The organism is Pseudomonas sp. W3I7, assembly GCF_030816095.1.
Lineage (GTDB): Bacteria > Pseudomonadota > Gammaproteobacteria > Pseudomonadales > Pseudomonadaceae > Aquipseudomonas > Aquipseudomonas salomonii.
The window spans coordinates 4515684-4531030 of sequence record NZ_JAUSXP010000001.1; the positions used below are offsets into that span (position 1 = coordinate 4515684).

The 15347-nt window shown below is 60.8% G+C and carries 12 protein-coding genes; 6 read left to right on the forward strand and 6 right to left on the reverse strand.

Features of this window, described 5'->3' with window-relative positions; translation table 11 throughout:
* Positions 1-58: 58 nt before the first annotated feature.
* Positions 59-1834 (reverse strand): ABC transporter transmembrane domain-containing protein, encoded by a 1776-nt coding sequence (locus QF043_RS20805; protein WP_307420014.1) that lies wholly within the window; start codon positions 1832-1834, stop codon positions 59-61.
* A 235-nt stretch (positions 1835-2069) separates the two neighbouring features.
* Here QF043_RS20805 and QF043_RS20810 point away from each other — a divergent pair, with 235 nt between their 5' ends.
* Positions 2070-2243: a PA1571 family protein gene (locus tag QF043_RS20810; RefSeq protein ID WP_163005420.1), complete on the forward strand. Its 174-nt coding sequence runs from the start codon at positions 2070-2072 to the stop codon at positions 2241-2243.
* A gap of 195 nt (positions 2244-2438) precedes the next feature.
* On the opposite strand, the gene pdxB is transcribed toward QF043_RS20810, so the two are convergent.
* Positions 2439-3581 carry a 4-phosphoerythronate dehydrogenase PdxB gene (gene pdxB / locus QF043_RS20815; protein WP_307420015.1) on the reverse strand — a complete coding sequence of 381 codons (1143 nt, stop codon included), beginning with the start codon at positions 3579-3581 and terminating at the stop codon, positions 2439-2441.
* Positions 3582-3868: 287 nt separating this feature from the next.
* On the opposite strand from pdxB, the gene QF043_RS20820 reads away from it, so the two are divergent.
* Positions 3869-5251, forward strand: coding sequence for an MATE family efflux transporter (locus QF043_RS20820; protein WP_307420016.1), 1383 nt, complete (start codon positions 3869-3871; stop codon positions 5249-5251).
* Here the strand turns inward: QF043_RS20820 and tusA are convergent.
* Positions 5248-5499, reverse strand: a complete 252-nt coding sequence (gene tusA, locus QF043_RS20825; protein WP_065929172.1) for a sulfurtransferase TusA — start codon at positions 5497-5499, stop codon at positions 5248-5250. The two genes, QF043_RS20820 and tusA, sit on opposite strands and share 4 nt — an antisense overlap.
* 145 nt (positions 5500-5644) lie before the next feature.
* Positions 5645-6721, reverse strand: coding sequence for a 23S rRNA (cytidine(2498)-2'-O)-methyltransferase RlmM (gene rlmM, locus QF043_RS20830; RefSeq protein WP_307420017.1), 1077 nt, complete (start codon positions 6719-6721; stop codon positions 5645-5647).
* 196 nt (positions 6722-6917) lie between these two features.
* Here rlmM and acnA point away from each other — a divergent pair, with 196 nt between their 5' ends.
* Positions 6918-9659, forward strand: a complete 2742-nt coding sequence (gene acnA / locus QF043_RS20835) for an aconitate hydratase AcnA (RefSeq protein ID WP_307420018.1) — start codon at positions 6918-6920, stop codon at positions 9657-9659.
* A gap of 126 nt (positions 9660-9785) precedes the next feature.
* Here acnA and QF043_RS20840 read toward each other — a convergent pair whose 3' ends face one another.
* On the reverse strand, positions 9786-10724 hold the full coding sequence (locus QF043_RS20840; RefSeq protein ID WP_065929169.1) for an aspartyl/asparaginyl beta-hydroxylase domain-containing protein: 939 nt from the start codon (positions 10722-10724) through the stop codon (positions 9786-9788).
* A 235-nt stretch (positions 10725-10959) separates the two neighbouring features.
* Positions 10960-11934 (reverse strand): cysteine synthase A, encoded by a 975-nt coding sequence (gene cysK, locus QF043_RS20845; protein ID WP_307420020.1) that lies wholly within the window; start codon positions 11932-11934, stop codon positions 10960-10962.
* Between the two features lie 124 nt (positions 11935-12058).
* Here cysK and QF043_RS20850 point away from each other — a divergent pair, with 124 nt between their 5' ends.
* The 3 genes from QF043_RS20850 (at position 12059) to QF043_RS20860 (ending at position 15325) form a co-directional block, all read left to right on the forward strand.
* Positions 12059-13132: a DUF748 domain-containing protein gene (locus tag QF043_RS20850; protein WP_307420021.1), complete on the forward strand. Its 1074-nt coding sequence runs from the start codon at positions 12059-12061 to the stop codon at positions 13130-13132.
* A 169-nt stretch (positions 13133-13301) separates the two neighbouring features.
* Complete coding sequence (locus QF043_RS20855; RefSeq protein ID WP_138816245.1) at positions 13302-14147, forward strand: MoxR family ATPase; 846 nt, start codon at positions 13302-13304, stop codon at positions 14145-14147.
* Complete coding sequence (locus QF043_RS20860; RefSeq protein ID WP_056857300.1) at positions 14147-15325, forward strand: VWA domain-containing protein; 1179 nt, start codon at positions 14147-14149, stop codon at positions 15323-15325. Before QF043_RS20855 ends, QF043_RS20860 begins: the two co-directional genes overlap by 1 nt.
* Positions 15326-15347: the final 22 nt, after the last annotated feature.

A 15347-nucleotide genomic window follows, 5' to 3' on the forward strand; every position in this document is an offset into this window, starting at 1 on the left:
TCATCCAGATCAATAACGAAAGTCCACATGATGCCTTAGGAACAGGCGCACCGCAGCTTCATTCCACGTCCAATCCATCACTGAACTGCAACGCCGCCAACCGCGCATACAACGGGTTGCTCGCAATCAACTGTTGATGCGTGCCCACCGCCACCAGCTTGCCCTGGTCCATCACCGCAATGCGGTCGGCGTTCTTCACCGTGGCCAGCCGATGCGCAATCACCAGCGTGGTGCGGCCCTGCATCAGTTGCGGCAAAGCTTGCTGGATCAAGTGTTCACTCTGCGCATCGAGGGCGCTGGTGGCTTCGTCCAGCAGCAGGATCGGCGCGTCCACCAGCAACGCACGGGCGATGGCCAGGCGCTGGCGTTGGCCGCCGGAGAGGCCCATGCCGCCGTCGCCCAGATGGGTCTGGTAGCCGTCGGGCATTTGCAGGATGAAGTCATGGGCGTGGGCGATGCGTGCCGCGGCTTCGACCTGTTCGCGGGTGGCGGACGGGTTGCCGTAACGGATGTTCTCTTCGACGCTGCCGAAAAACAGCGCCGGGCTCTGGGACACCAGCGCGAAATGACGGCGCAGGTCCATCGGCTCGAGTTCGGTCAGCGCGTGCCCTTCGAGCAGGATGCGGCCCTGCTGCGGGTCGTAGAAGCGCAGCAGCAAATCAAAGATCGTCGATTTACCCGCGCCGGATGGCCCGACCAACGCCAGGGTTTCGCCAGGGTTGATGCTCAGGCTCAAGCCGTCGATGGCGTAGCTGTCCGGCCGCGACGGGTAGGAAAAGCGCAGGTCTTGCAGCTCCACACGGCCGCTGACGCGTGCTGGCAACTGCACGGTGCCTTCGGCGGGCGCCTGGATATCATTGCTTGATTGCAACAGTTCGCCAATCCGTTCGGCGGCACCGGCGGCACGCTGCAGCTCGCCGAGCACTTCGCTGAGGGTGCCCACCGCACTGCCGACGATCAGGCTGTAAAACACGAACGCCGCCAGCTCACCGCCGGAAATTCGCCCACTGATCACATCCATACCGCCCACCCACAGCATCACGCCCACGGCGCCGAGCACCAGCATGATCACCAGCGTAATCAGCCAGGCGCGCTGTGCGATGCGTTTACGCGCGGTGGCAAACGCCTCTTCCACGGTGACGGCAAAGCGCTGTTCGTCCTGCACCTGGTGGTTGTAGGCCTGCACGGTCTTGATCTGGCCAAGCGTCTCCGACACGTAACTGCCCACATCGGCAATACGGTCCTGGCTCAGCCGCGACAGGCTGCGCACACGGCGGCCGAAGATCAGGATCGGCGCCAGCACCAGCGGCAGCGCCACCACCACGATGCTGGTGAGTTTGGGGTTGGTGACAAACAACAGCACGATGCCGCCGATGACCATCAAGGCATTGCGCAGGAACAGCGACAGGGACGAGCCGATCACCGATTGCAGCAAGGTGGTGTCGGTGGTCAGCCGCGACTGGATCTCCGAACTGCGGTTGTTCTCGTAAAAGCCTGGGTGCAGGTAGATCAGGTGATTGAAGACTTGTCGACGAATGTCCGCCACCACCCGTTCGCCGATCCACGACACCAGGTAAAACCGCGCAAACGTACCCACGGCCAGGCCCAGTACCAGCACCATGAACAGACCAATGGACTGGTTGAGCAGGTGCGGCGACTGGGTCATGAACCCCTGGTCCACCAGCAGACGAATGCCCTGCCCCATGGACAAGGTGATGCCGGCGGTGACAATCAGCGCCAGCAAGGCGCCCAGCGCCTGCCAACGGTAGGGCGCGATAAAGCGGCTGGCCAGGCGAATGGCACGGCGTTGACGGACTGAGAACATGGCGGGCATACCGATGAGGAACCTGTACACCAACATTGGGGGAACTTAGCTAAATAACAATGCGTCAGGTTAATTATGCCCGCCGATATCGATGCCTAGAGGCTATCGGTCTAACGCCTGGGTGGAAATTTGTATCGGTTTCTGCTGGACTGGGCGTTCGAACCGGTGATCGTGTAAGGAGTTGTAATAGCGCGGTCACGCGGGGGGATTAGATTAGGTACACAACCTGATGAGGAGACAGGCCATGACCTTGCAAAACAGCAGTGACGCCAAAATTGAAGTGATTCGCCAGCCGCAGCAGTTGCCTTGCTCGTATATCGATGCCAAGGGCCGCGAAGTGCAGATTACCGAAGAAATGATCCAGCAAGCGTGCAGCGACCTGGAACAGCGACTGGTCAAACCTGCCAAGCAAGGCTGACGCGCCCACGCTCTTTCAGACCCGGCCTCTATGGCCGGGTTTTTTATGCCTGTTCTTTTATAGTCCGCTTTTTGTGGCGAGGGAGCTTGCTCCCGCTGGGCCGGGTTGGCGCTCCAGTGCGAAGCGCCCCTGAAAGCCTGCGACTGCTGCGCAGTCGAACGGGAGCAAGCTCCCTCGCCACATGTGTAACATGTCCTAAAAAGAGTGGGCGCCCAATGCAGTGACGATGCTCGACAACGCTGCCGACTCGCCATTGATCCGCACCTTCAAGCCATCGATCTCGCGACGCTCCGGGTAATGCTTGCGCAGCAGGTCAAACGCCTTGCGCTGCTCATGCACGGTGCCTACAAGACTGCGGCGGAAATCCGCATCATCGCGGCGCGGGTCATACACACTGCGGCACAACGTCGCCAGCGCCCAGGCCGGGTCTGTCGAGGCATTAAGATGCACCTCGGCCAGCCATGGCTGCGGCAGCAAATCAGCCAGCTGAATCCCGGGTTCCTGGCCCAGATAGGCGCAGAACGCCTGGTAGATCTGCGCCGTGCCGCGCTGCTTGCCGTCGAGGCTGTAGCCGGCGATGTGCGGTGTGGCCAGCACGCACAGGTCGGCCAGGTCGACGTCCACTTCGGGCTCGCCTTCCCACACGTCCAGCACCGCTTGCAGGTCTTCGCGCTCCAGCAGCACTTCGCGCAGGGCCGCGTTATCAACCACAGGGCCGCGGCTGGCGTTGATCAGCCAGGTGCCGGGCTTGAGACGGCCAAGGCGCTCACGATCAAACAGATGCCAAGTGGAGCCATTGCCGGATTTGGTCAGCGGTGTGTGCAGGCTGATCACGTCGCACTGCTCGATGATCTGCGCCAGGCTCACGTAGTCACCGTCTTCGGCGATCTGGCGCGGCGGGTCGCACACCAGCACGTTCCAGCCCAGGCCTTTGAGCACCTTGACCAGACGCCCGCCCACTTCACCGGCACCGACGACGCCATAAGTGCGCTGGTTCAGGTCGGCGCCTTCGATTTCGGCCAGGGTCTGCAAACTGCCCAGCACGTAGTCCACCACGCCGCGGGCATTGCAGCCTGGGGCGCTGGACCAGGTGATACCGGCCTGCTTGAAGTAATCCAGGTCCAGGTGATCGGTACCGATGGTGCAGGTGCCCACAAAGCGCACCTTGGAGCCGTCCAACAAGGCCCGGTTGACGTTGGTGACCGAGCGCACCAGCAGCACATCGGCCTGCTCGACCGTGGCGCGGTCGATGGAACGCCCGGGTACGCGGCGAATCTCGCCAAACCCTTCGAAGAAGGCATCGAGCAGCGGAATATTTTCGTCGGCAACAATCAACATGGCAGGCTCCTTTCGCGGATTGGCAGTGTACAGGGATGCGTAGTTTGAGTGTGGGAGCTGGCTTGTGTGGGAGCTGGCTTGCCTGCGATGGCATCACCTTGATCTTCCTGAAACACTGAGGTGCCTGCATCGCAGGCAAGCCAGCTCCCACACAAGTCCGCTTCCACAGGGATTCTGAGGTGCCCGACAGGTCGCATTACAAATCAGCAACACAGGTTTTTTCCTGACCACTGCGTCAAAGCGTAGACTTCGCCGTCCTTTGCAACTCTTTTACTGGACACCCGCACGTGAACACCGCCACCGCCACCCTTTCCCGCCCCGCCCGCGTCAGTCGCGAGGTCCGCAGCCTGCTGACCCTGGCCCTGCCGATCATGATCGGCCAACTCGCCACCACGGCCATGGGCTTTGTCGATGCGGTGATGGCCGGGCGCGTGAGCCCGCGAGACCTGGCGGCGGTGGCCTTGGGCAACTCGATCTGGATTCCGGTGTACCTGCTGATGACCGGCACGCTGCTGGCCACCACGCCCAAAGTCGCCCAGCGCTTCGGCGCCGGCCACCACACCGAGATTGGCCCGCTGGTGCGCCAATCCCTGTGGCTGGCAGTGATGGTAGGTATCACTGCCCTGCTGATGCTGATCAGCGCCGAGCCGATCCTGCACGCGATGAATGTCGACCCCGAGCTGATCAAACCCTGTATGGCTTACCTGCACGGCATCGCGTCCGGCATGCCCGCCATCGCCCTGTATTACGTGTTGCGTTGCTTCAGTGATGGCCTGGGCCGTACGCGCCCCAGCATGGTCATGGGCCTGTGCGGGCTGGCGTTGAACATTCCACTGAACTACGTGTTCATTTATGGCCACTTCGGTGTGCCGGCCATGGGCGGCGTGGGCTGTGGCTGGGCTACAGCCATTGTGATGTGGGTGATGATGCTCGGCCTCGCCGCCTGGACCCGCTGGGCACCGGCGTATCAGAGCAGCGAGTTGTTCAAGCGTTTCGACTGGCCGCAATGGGCCGTGATCAAGCGCGTGCTGGGCATCGGCCTGCCGATCGGGATCGCAGTATTTGCCGAATCGAGCATCTTTGCGGTGATCGCCCTGCTGATCGGCAGCCTGGGCGCCAACGTGGTCGCCGGGCATCAGATCGCGCTGAACTTCAGCTCGCTGGTGTTTATGATTCCCTATTCGCTGAGCATGGCGGTCACAGTGCGGGTCGGCCAGGCACTGGGCCGTGGCGAGCCGCGTGAAGCACGCTTTGCCGCCGGGGTCGGCATGGGCACGGCACTGGCCTACGCGTGCCTGTCCTGCAGCCTGATGCTGCTGTTTCGCGAACAGATTGCCACGATTTACACGCCTGACCCGCTAGTGATCCACGTGGCATCGATGCTGATCGTGTTTGCGGCGCTGTTCCAGTTCTCCGACGCGATCCAGGTCACCGCTGCCGGCGCGCTGCGTGGCTACCAGGACACACGGGTGACCATGGTGCTGACCTTGTTTGCTTACTGGGGCGTGGGGTTGCCGGTGGGTTATGCCCTGGGGCTGACCGATTGGCTGGGCGCAGCGAGTGGGCCGAGTGGGCTGTGGCAAGGGCTGATCGTGGGCTTGAGCTGCGCCGCGGCGATGCTGGTGATCCGCCTGGCACGCAGCGCGCGCCGGCGGATTCGCCTGGTTTAAGCGGACTTCTTGCGAATCCAGTACAGGTATTTGCCGGCCTGCTCCTGCTGATCCACCAGTTCATGGTCGAGGAACACGCAGAACTTGGGAATATCACGGCGGGTCGACGGGTCGGTGGCGATCACCTTGAGCAAGCCGCCCGGCGGCAGGTCGCGGATGTGCTGGTGCAACATCATCACCGGTTCCGGGCAGTTGAGGCCGGTGGCGTCGAGCACAGCGTCTACAGGCAGGTCGAGGGTTTGATTCATACATCACTCCTGAAACGGGCGCCGCTCAACAATGTGGGAGCGGGCTTGCTCGCGAAGACGCGGGCACATTCAACATAAATTTCGACTGTTATACCGCTTTCGCGAGCAAGCCCGCTCCCACATTTAAACTGAGCCAGACACACAATCAGCGGGATTTAGGTTTCTTCGTATCCACCAAGCGCCGCAAATGGCAGGTCACTTCCTCACGGTCGTGATACAGCTGTTTGCAGCCGATCTCCACCCGAATGCCACGGGCCTTGAAGCCCTCTTCGATGCGCTCAAGCAAACGCTTCACTTCAGCATAACGCTGCTTCATCGGCAGTTTCAGGTTCACCACCGCTTCGCGGCAATGCCCTTCGCCAATCCAGGTTTCCAGCAGTGCGGCGTTACGCGCCGGTTTCTCGACGATATCGCAGACCATCCAGTCCACCGGCTGCTTGGGCACGAAGGTGAAGCCGTCGGCCATCAAGTGCTGTACCAGGCCGGTGTCCATCAGGCTTTCGGCCATGGGGCCATTGTCGATGGCGGTCACCAGCATGCCACGGTTGACCAGTTGCCAGGTCCAGCCACCCGGCGCGGCGCCGAGGTCGACGCCAGTCATGTCGCCATGCAGGCGTTCGTCCCACTGGTCGCGGGGGATGAAGTGGTGCCAGGCTTCTTCAAGCTTCAGGGTCGAACGGCTGGGCGCGTCACGTGGGAACTTGAGACGCGGGATGCCCATCGGCCACATGGCCGAGTTGTTCGACTCGGCCAGGCCCATGAACACTTCGCGGCCGCTTTTGAAGGTCAGCAGCAGGCGCGGCTTGCTCGGGTCGTCCACCAGCTTGCCAGCGTTGAGCAAGGCTTTGCGCAGGTGCACTTCGAATTTCTTGCAGAAGTTCGACAGCTCTTTGCCGTCGTTGGTGTCGACCATCTCCAGCCACAGGCTGCCGCACACCGGGAATTCGCGCAGGTGGGCGAGGATCACGCTGATGCGGTCGGTTTCCGGCAGGTCGATAAACACCCCGCGCGCCCACTGCCTTGGGAAGATCAGCTCGGCAAACCGCTGGCCGTGCATCAAGCGCTGGGCGCCGTCATCGATGGTGCAGACAAATTCGGCGCAGGCGCTGCCGGTCTTGGTCTTGGCGTAGCCGGAAACGTTCAGGCGCGCGGCGTGTTCCGCGATCTCGGAACAGACTTCGCCTTCAAAACCCGGACGGCAGTGCATAAAAAGGGTGTTCATCAACTCTCCTGGTGACTCAACCGGCCTTGCGCTATCGCAATACCTGTCATGAAAACGCGCGCATGATAGCCGAGTTCGGAACCTTGGACTTAACGATAGAGTCCAGTTATTAGCCTGCTAATGAAAACAGGGCTAAGTTGAAAGCTCTGTTCGTCCCGTCAGGTCCGTAGCCGTGCGGACCATAAGGAGTCATGTAATGTCATCGCTAGATAGCCTGAGAACCCTTAAAACCCTGCAGATCGACGACAAGACCTACCACTACTTCAGCCTGCCCGAAGCCGCCAAGAGCCTGGGTGACCTGGATAAGCTGCCGATGTCCCTCAAGGTGCTGCTGGAAAACCTGCTGCGCTGGGAAGACAACAAAACCGTGACCGGCACTGACCTCAAGGCCATCGCCGCCTGGCTCAAAGAGCGCCAGTCCGACCGCGAGATCCAGTACCGCCCGGCCCGCGTATTGATGCAGGACTTTACCGGCGTACCCGCCGTGGTCGACCTGGCCGCCATGCGCGCCGCCGTGGCCAAGGCCGGTGGCGACCCGCAGCGTATCAACCCGCTCTCCCCCGTGGACCTGGTGATTGACCACTCGGTGATGGTCGACAAGTTCGGCAACGCCGACGCATTCGAGCAAAACGTCGACATCGAGATGCAGCGCAACGGCGAACGCTACGCCTTCCTGCGCTGGGGCCAGAACGCTTTCGACAACTTCAGCGTGGTGCCACCGGGCACCGGCATCTGCCACCAGGTTAACCTCGAATACTTGGGCCGTACGGTGTGGACTAAAGACGAAGACGGCCGCACTTACGCCTTCCCCGACACGTTGGTGGGCACCGACTCCCACACCACCATGATCAACGGCCTGGGCGTGCTCGGCTGGGGCGTGGGCGGCATCGAAGCGGAAGCGGCGATGCTCGGCCAGCCGGTATCGATGCTGATTCCGGAAGTGATCGGCTTCAAGCTGACCGGCAAATTGAAAGAAGGTATTACTGCCACCGACCTGGTGCTGACCGTCACCCAGATGCTGCGTAAAAAAGGCGTAGTGGGCAAATTCGTCGAGTTCTATGGCGACGGCTTGACCGACCTGCCCCTGGCCGACCGCGCCACCATCGCCAACATGGCCCCGGAATACGGCGCCACTTGCGGCTTTTTCCCGGTGGATGAAGTGACGTTGGACTACCTGCGCCTGTCCGGCCGCCCGGCAGAAACCGTGAAGCTGGTGGAGGCCTACACCAAGGCCCAGGGCCTGTGGCGTAACGCCGGCCAGGAACCGGTGTTCACCGACACCCTCGCGCTGGACATGGGCAGCGTCGAAGCCAGCCTCGCCGGGCCGAAACGCCCGCAGGACCGCGTGTCACTGCCCAATGTTGGCCAGGCCTTCACTGACTTTCTCGACCTGCAATTCAAGCCCGCCAGCAAAGAAGAAGGCCGCCTGGAAAGTGAAGGCGGCGGCGGGGTTGCCGTGGGCAATGCGGATTTGGTCGGCGAGACCGATTACGAGTACGACGGCCACACCTATCGCCTCAAAAACGGCGCGGTGGTGATCGCCGCGATTACCTCCTGCACCAACACCTCCAACCCCAGCGTGATGATGGCCGCAGGGCTCGTGGCGAAAAAGGCCGTGGAAAAAGGCCTGACCCGCAAGCCGTGGGTGAAGACCTCCCTGGCGCCTGGCTCCAAAGTGGTGACCGACTACTACAAGGCGGCCGGCCTTACCCACTACCTCGACACGCTCGGCTTTGATCTGGTCGGCTACGGCTGCACCACCTGCATCGGCAACTCCGGGCCATTGCCTGAGCCGATCGAAAAAGCCATCCAGAAGGCCGACCTGGCGGTGGCTTCGGTGCTGTCGGGCAACCGCAACTTTGAAGGCCGCGTACACCCGCTGGTGAAAACCAACTGGCTGGCCTCGCCGCCGCTGGTGGTCGCCTATGCCTTGGCCGGCACCGTGCGCATCGACATCAGCAGCGAGCCGCTGGGCGAAGGCAAAGATGGCAAGCCGGTGTACCTCAAAGACATCTGGCCGAGCAGCAAAGAGATTGCCGACGCGGTGGCGCAGGTGAGCACCGGCATGTTCCACAAGGAATATGCCGAGGTGTTTGCCGGTGACGAGCAGTGGCAGGCGATTGAAGTGCCACAAGCGGCCACCTATGTGTGGCAGAAGGATTCGACCTACATCCAGCATCCGCCGTTCTTCGACGATATTTCCGGGCCATTGCCGGTGATCGAAGACGTCAAGGGCGCCAATGTGCTGGCCCTGCTGGGCGATTCGGTGACCACCGACCACATCTCCCCCGCCGGCAATATCAAGACCGACAGCCCCGCTGGCCGTTACCTGCGCGAACAGGGTGTGGAGCCGCGTGACTTCAACTCCTACGGCTCACGCCGGGGTAACCATGAAGTGATGATGCGCGGCACCTTTGCCAATATCCGTATCCGCAATGAAATGCTCGGCGGCGAAGAAGGCGGCAACACGCTGTACATCCCCACCGGCGAGAAAATGCCGATCTACGACGCCGCCATGAAGTACCAGGCCTCGGGCACGCCGCTGGTGGTGATTGCAGGGCAAGAATATGGCACCGGCTCAAGCCGCGACTGGGCGGCCAAGGGCACTAACCTGCTGGGGGTCAAGGCGGTGATTGCCGAGAGTTTCGAGCGGATTCACCGCTCCAACCTGGTGGGCATGGGCGTGTTGCCATTGCAGTTCAAGCTGGACCAGAACCGCAAGGCGCTCAAACTGACCGGCAAGGAGAAGATCGACATCCTGGGGCTGACCGATGCGGAGATCGAGCCACGGATGAACCTGACGCTGGTAATTACCCGCGAAGATGGCAGCAGCGAGAAGGTCGAGGTGCTGTGCCGGATTGATACGCTTAACGAGGTGGAGTACTTCAAGGCCGGTGGCATCTTGCACTATGTGCTGCGCCAGTTGATCGCCTCCTAAGCAACACGGGAGATCAAATGTGGGAGCTGGCTTGCCTGCGATAGCGGTAGGCCAGCCAGCCTCTTCACAGCTGACAGACCGCTATCGCAGGCAAGCCAGCTCCCACAGTGTTGACCGCGTTTCAATTTAGCCGAACAACCATTTCCACAGCAGCACCAACACAACCACCGCCAGCACCGGCCGCGCAATGCGGTAGGCCTTGGGATGCTTGCGCTTCCACTGCTTGACCACACCACTGAACTTGTCGCTGAAGGTCTTGCTCCAGGCATACGCCTGGTTGATCCCGCCCACACGCTCGTCATCCAGGTTCTGCGGCGCCGTCGCGCGACCCAGCTGCTTGCTGACCCAGCGGTTGACGCCGGTCATGAGGCGGTTGCTCAGCGGGCGTTCGATATCGCAGAACAGGATCACGCGAGTCTTTTCCGTCTCGTTCTTGACCCAATGCACATAGGTTTCATCGAACATCACGTCTTCACCGTCGCGCCAGGCGTACACCTGGCCGTCGACGAAGATGCGGCAGTCGTCGGAGTTCGGCGTGGACAGGCCCAAGTGATAACGCAACGAGCCGGCAAACGGGTCGCGGTGCGGGTTGAGGTGGCTGCCGCCCGGCAACAGCGCGAACATCGCGCCCTTGACGTTGGGGATGCTGCTGACCAAGGCCACGGTTTTCGGGCACAGCGCCTCGGCCGATGGCAGCGGTTTGTCGTACCACTTGAGATAGAAACGTTTCCAGCCTTTCTTGAAGAACGAACCGAAACCGGCGTCGTTGTTCTTTTCGGCGGCGCGAATGTAACCCTCGTCGAACAGGTGCATGGCCTCTTCGCGGATCACTTCCCAGTTGTCCTTGAGCACATCCAGTTCCGGGAACTTGCTGCGGTCCAGGTACGGCTTGGACGGCACGGCCGAAAACAGGTACATCAAGGCGTTATAAGGGGCGAACAGCGCCGAATGGTTGACGAACTGGCGCAACACCGGCAAACGCGCCTTGCCGCGCAAGTGCACATACAGAATGCTGCCGATAAACAACGCCAGCACCGACAGTTTGGCGGCCAAAGAAAAGGTCATGCAGCAACTCCTGAAAATAAGCGCCTGGCCAGCAACCTCCCGTCAACGGGAAACCAGACGTAGCAGCCGGCCATGATAAACACTTGGACCATTATGCAGAAGGCCCAGGCCGACCGGCTGATATACATCAACCTTGTGGCGAGGGAGCTTGCTCCCGTTGGAGTGCGTAGCGCTCCCGTTTTTTAGGGCCGCTTCGCGACCCAGCGGGAGCAAGCTCCCTCGCCACAGGTGAGCCTCACGCCTGGGTTTCTTGCTCGGTAAACAAATCGCTGAACAACATGCTCGACAGGTAGCGCTCGCCGGAGTCCGGCAGGATCACCACGATAGTCTTGCCCTGCATTTCCGGCTTCTCGGCCAGACGCACGGCCACGGCCATGGCGGCGCCGCAGGAGATACCGCACAGAATTCCCTCTTCCTGCATCAGGCGCAGGGCCATGGCCTTGGATTCGTCGTCGGTCACCAGCTCCACGCGGTCAACCATCGACAGGTCGAGGTTCTTCGGCACAAACCCGGCGCCGATGCCCTGGATTTTATGCGGGCTCGGCTTGATCTCTTCACCGGCCAGCGCCTGGGTGATCACCGGCGATACCATCGGCTCAACCGCCACCGACAGAATCGGCTTGCCGGCAATGTTCTTGATATAGCGCGAAACCCCGGTAATGGTGCCGCCAGTGCCCACGCCCGCCACCAGCACGTCCACCGCGCCATCGGTGTCGTTCCAGATTTCCGGGCCGGTGGTTTTCTCGTGAATTGCCGGGTTGGCCGGGTTTTCGAACTGGGCCGGCATAAAGTAGGTGGCCGGGTCGCCGGCGACAATTTCGCCAGCCTTGTCGATAGCGCCTTTCATGCCCTTGGCCGGCTCAGTCAGCACCAGCTCGGCGCCCAGGGCCTTGAGCACTTTACGGCGCTCGATGCTCATGGAGGCCGGCATGGTCAGCAGCAGCTTGTAGCCACGGGCGGCGGCGACAAACGCCAGGCCGATGCCGGTGTTGCCGGAGGTCGGTTCGACAATGGTCATGCCCGGCTTGAGTTTGCCGGTGCTTTCGGCGTCCCAGATCATGTTGGCGCCAATGCGGCATTTCACCGAATAACCCGGGTTACGCCCCTCGATCTTGGCCAGGATGGTCACGCCACGCGGCGCAATGCGGTTGATCTGCACCAGGGGCGTGTTACCGATGGAGTGCGCGTTGTCGGCAAAGATACGGCTCATGACGGGTCCTTAAGGCAAATTCAAGAAGGCCCCAAGGGTATGCCTGCGGCCTTTAGGCGTCCAGTCAGAGGAACGTTGCGCCCGCGCGTGCGGTCCATCGCCTATACCGTTGGAGAGTAATGACATGAAACGTCGCTACAGTGGGCTGCTATGGATCGTCGCCGTACTGGTGGTAGCACTGATCGCCCTGGACCTGGCCCTGCCTTATCTGGTGCGCAATTACCTGAACGACAAGCTGGCCGACATGGGTGACTACCGTGGCCAGGTCACCGATGTAGACGTGGCGCTGTGGCGCGGCGCCTATAAGATCAACGGCCTGCAGATCGTCAAGGTCGACGGCAAGGTGCCGGTACCGTTCGTCAAGGCGCCGTTGATCGACCTCTCGGTGAGCTGGCATTCGCTGTGGTACGACCACGCCGTGGTGGCCGAGGTGCAGTTCTTCCAGCCAGAGCTGAACTTCGTCGATGGCGGCAACCAGCAGGCGTCACAGACCGGTAAAGGCACCGACTGGCGCGAGCAACTGGGCAAGCTGTTGCCGATCACCCTCAATGAAGTGCGCATTCAGGACGGCAAGATCGCCTTCCACAACTTCAACTCCAAGCCGGCGGTGAACATGTACGCCACCGGGGTCAACGCCAGTTTCTACAACCTCACCAACGTGGTCGACCTTAAAGGCAAGCGCGACGCTACCTTCGAAGGCAAGGCGCAGTTGCTCGGCCAGGCGCCATTGGAAGCCACCGCAGCGTTCGACCCGCTGAGCAACTTTGAAGATTTCGAATTCCGCTTTCGCGCCAAGGACATCCAGCTCAAACGCCTCAACGACTTCGCCTCGGCCTACGGCAAATTCGACTTCAAGGCCGGTACCGGCGACGTGGTGATCGAGGCCCAGGCCGATAAAGGCCAGTTGAACGGCTACATCAAGCCACTGTTGCGCGATGTGGAAGTCTTTGACTGGAAGCAGGATGTTGAAAACAAAGATAAAAATATCTTCCGCTCGATCTGGGAAGCCGTGGTCGGCGCCAGCGAAACCGTGCTGAAGAACCAGAACAAAAACCAGTTTGCCACCCGCGTGGAACTCAGTGGCAGCGTACACCAGCAAGATATCAGCGCGTTCTCGGCGTTTTTGGCGATTTTACGCAATGGTTTTATCCAGGCGTTCAACGCTCGGTATGAACAACCCAAGCCTTCCGCCAATTAACCCTGGGGCCTGGCTCATATGGGAGCCAGCTCCCACATAAGCATCAGCATACCCCGCCCGTCGGACTGCAATGTGACCGGCCATTCAGAGACTGAATAACCCGTCTGCGTTCACAGTCGCCGGGGCTGCGCGGTATAGTCCGGGCATTGATGAATTCGAGGAATGACCGATGAAGTTCGAAGGCACCCAGGCCTATGTGGCTACCGATGACCTGAAACTGGCCGTCAACGCCGCCATCACCCTGGAGCGGCCGTTGCTGGTCAAGGGCGAACCGGGCACCGGCAAGACCATGCTTGCCGAACAATTGGCCGAGTCCTTCGGCGCCAAGCTGATCACCTGGCACATCAAGTCGACCACCAAGGCGCATCAGGGCCTGTATGAGTACGACGCGGTCAGCCGCCTGCGCGACTCGCAGCTGGGCAATGAGAAAGTCCACGATGTGCGCAACTACCTGAAAAAGGGCAAGCTCTGGGAAGCCTTCGAGGCCGAGGAGCGCGTGATTCTGCTGATCGATGAAATCGACAAGGCCGACATCGAGTTCCCTAACGACCTGCTGCAGGAACTCGACAAGATGGAGTTCTACGTCTATGAAATCGACGAGACCATCAAGGCGAAGAAACGCCCGATCATCATCATTACTTCCAACAACGAAAAAGAGCTGCCGGACGCCTTCCTGCGCCGCTGCTTCTTCCACTACATCGCCTTCCCCGATCGCAGCACCCTGCAAAAAATCGTCGACGTGCACTACCCCGACATCAAGAAAGACTTGGTCAGCGAAGCGCTGGACGTGTTCTTCGACGTGCGCAAAGTGCCGGGCCTGAAGAAAAAGCCGTCCACCTCCGAACTGGTCGACTGGCTCAAGCTGTTGATGGCCGACAACATCGGCGAAGCCGTGCTGCGCGAACGCGACCCGACCAAAGCCATTCCGCCGCTGGCCGGTGCTCTGGTCAAGAACGAGCAAGACGTGCAGTTGCTGGAGCGTCTGGCGTTCATGAGCCGTCGCGGTAATCGCTGATGCTGCTCAACCTGTTCAATGAGATGCGCGCCGCCAAGGTGCCGGTGTCGGTGCGCGAGCTGCTGGACCTGATCAACGCGCTTAAACAACGCGTGGTTTTTGCCGACATGGACGAGTTTTACTACTTGGCCCGCGCGATCCTGGTCAAGGACGAACGGCATTTCGACAAGTTCGACCGTGCGTTCGGCGCCTATTTCAATGGGCTGGAAAAGCTCGACGACCACTTGCAGGCGTTGATCCCTGAAGAATGGCTGCGCAAGGAATTCGAACGCTCGCTGACCGATGAGGAACGCGCGCAGATCCAGTCCCTTGGCGGCCTGGACAAGTTGATCGAAGAGTTCAAGAAACGCCTGGAAGAACAGAAAGAACGCCACGCCGGCGGTAATAAATGGATCGGCACCGGCGGCACCAGCCCGTTTGGCTCCGGTGGCTACAACCCGGAGGGTATTCGGGTTGGCGATGCCGGCAAACGCCAGGGCAAAGCCGTAAAGGTCTGGGACCAGCGCGAGTACAAGAACCTCGACGACCAGGTGGAACTGGGCACGCGCAACATCAAGATCGCCCTGCGCCGCCTGCGCAAGTTTGCGCGCCAGGGTGCGGCTGAAGAGCTGGATATCGACGGCACCATCGACCACACGGCGCGGGATGCCGGCTTGCTGAATATCCAGATGCGCCCGGAGCGGCGCAACACCATCAAGCTGTTGCTGCTGTTCGATATCGGCGGTTCGATGGACGCTCACGTGAAGATTTGCGAAGAGCTGTTTTCGGCGTGCAAAACCGAGTTCAAGCACCTGGAGTACTTCTACTTCCACAACTTCGTGTACGAGTCGGTGTGGAAGAACAACCAGCGCCGCACTTCGGAGCGCACCTCGACCCAGGATCTGCTGCACAAATACGGCGCCGACTACAAAGTGATCTTTATCGGCGATGCGTCGATGGCGCCGTATGAAATCACCCAGGCCGGCGGCAGTGTCGAGCACTGGAACGAAGAGCCTGGGTATGTGTGGATGCAGCGCTTCATGGCCAAGTACAAGAAGCTGATCTGGATTAACCCCTACCCGAAAGACACCTGGGGCTATACGGCGTCGACGGCGATTGTGCGCGAGTTGGTGGAGGATCAGATGTATCCGCTGACGTTGCGTGGGTTGGAAGAAGGCATGCGTTTTCTGTCTAAATAAGCGGTGTATTCACTGACGCTAT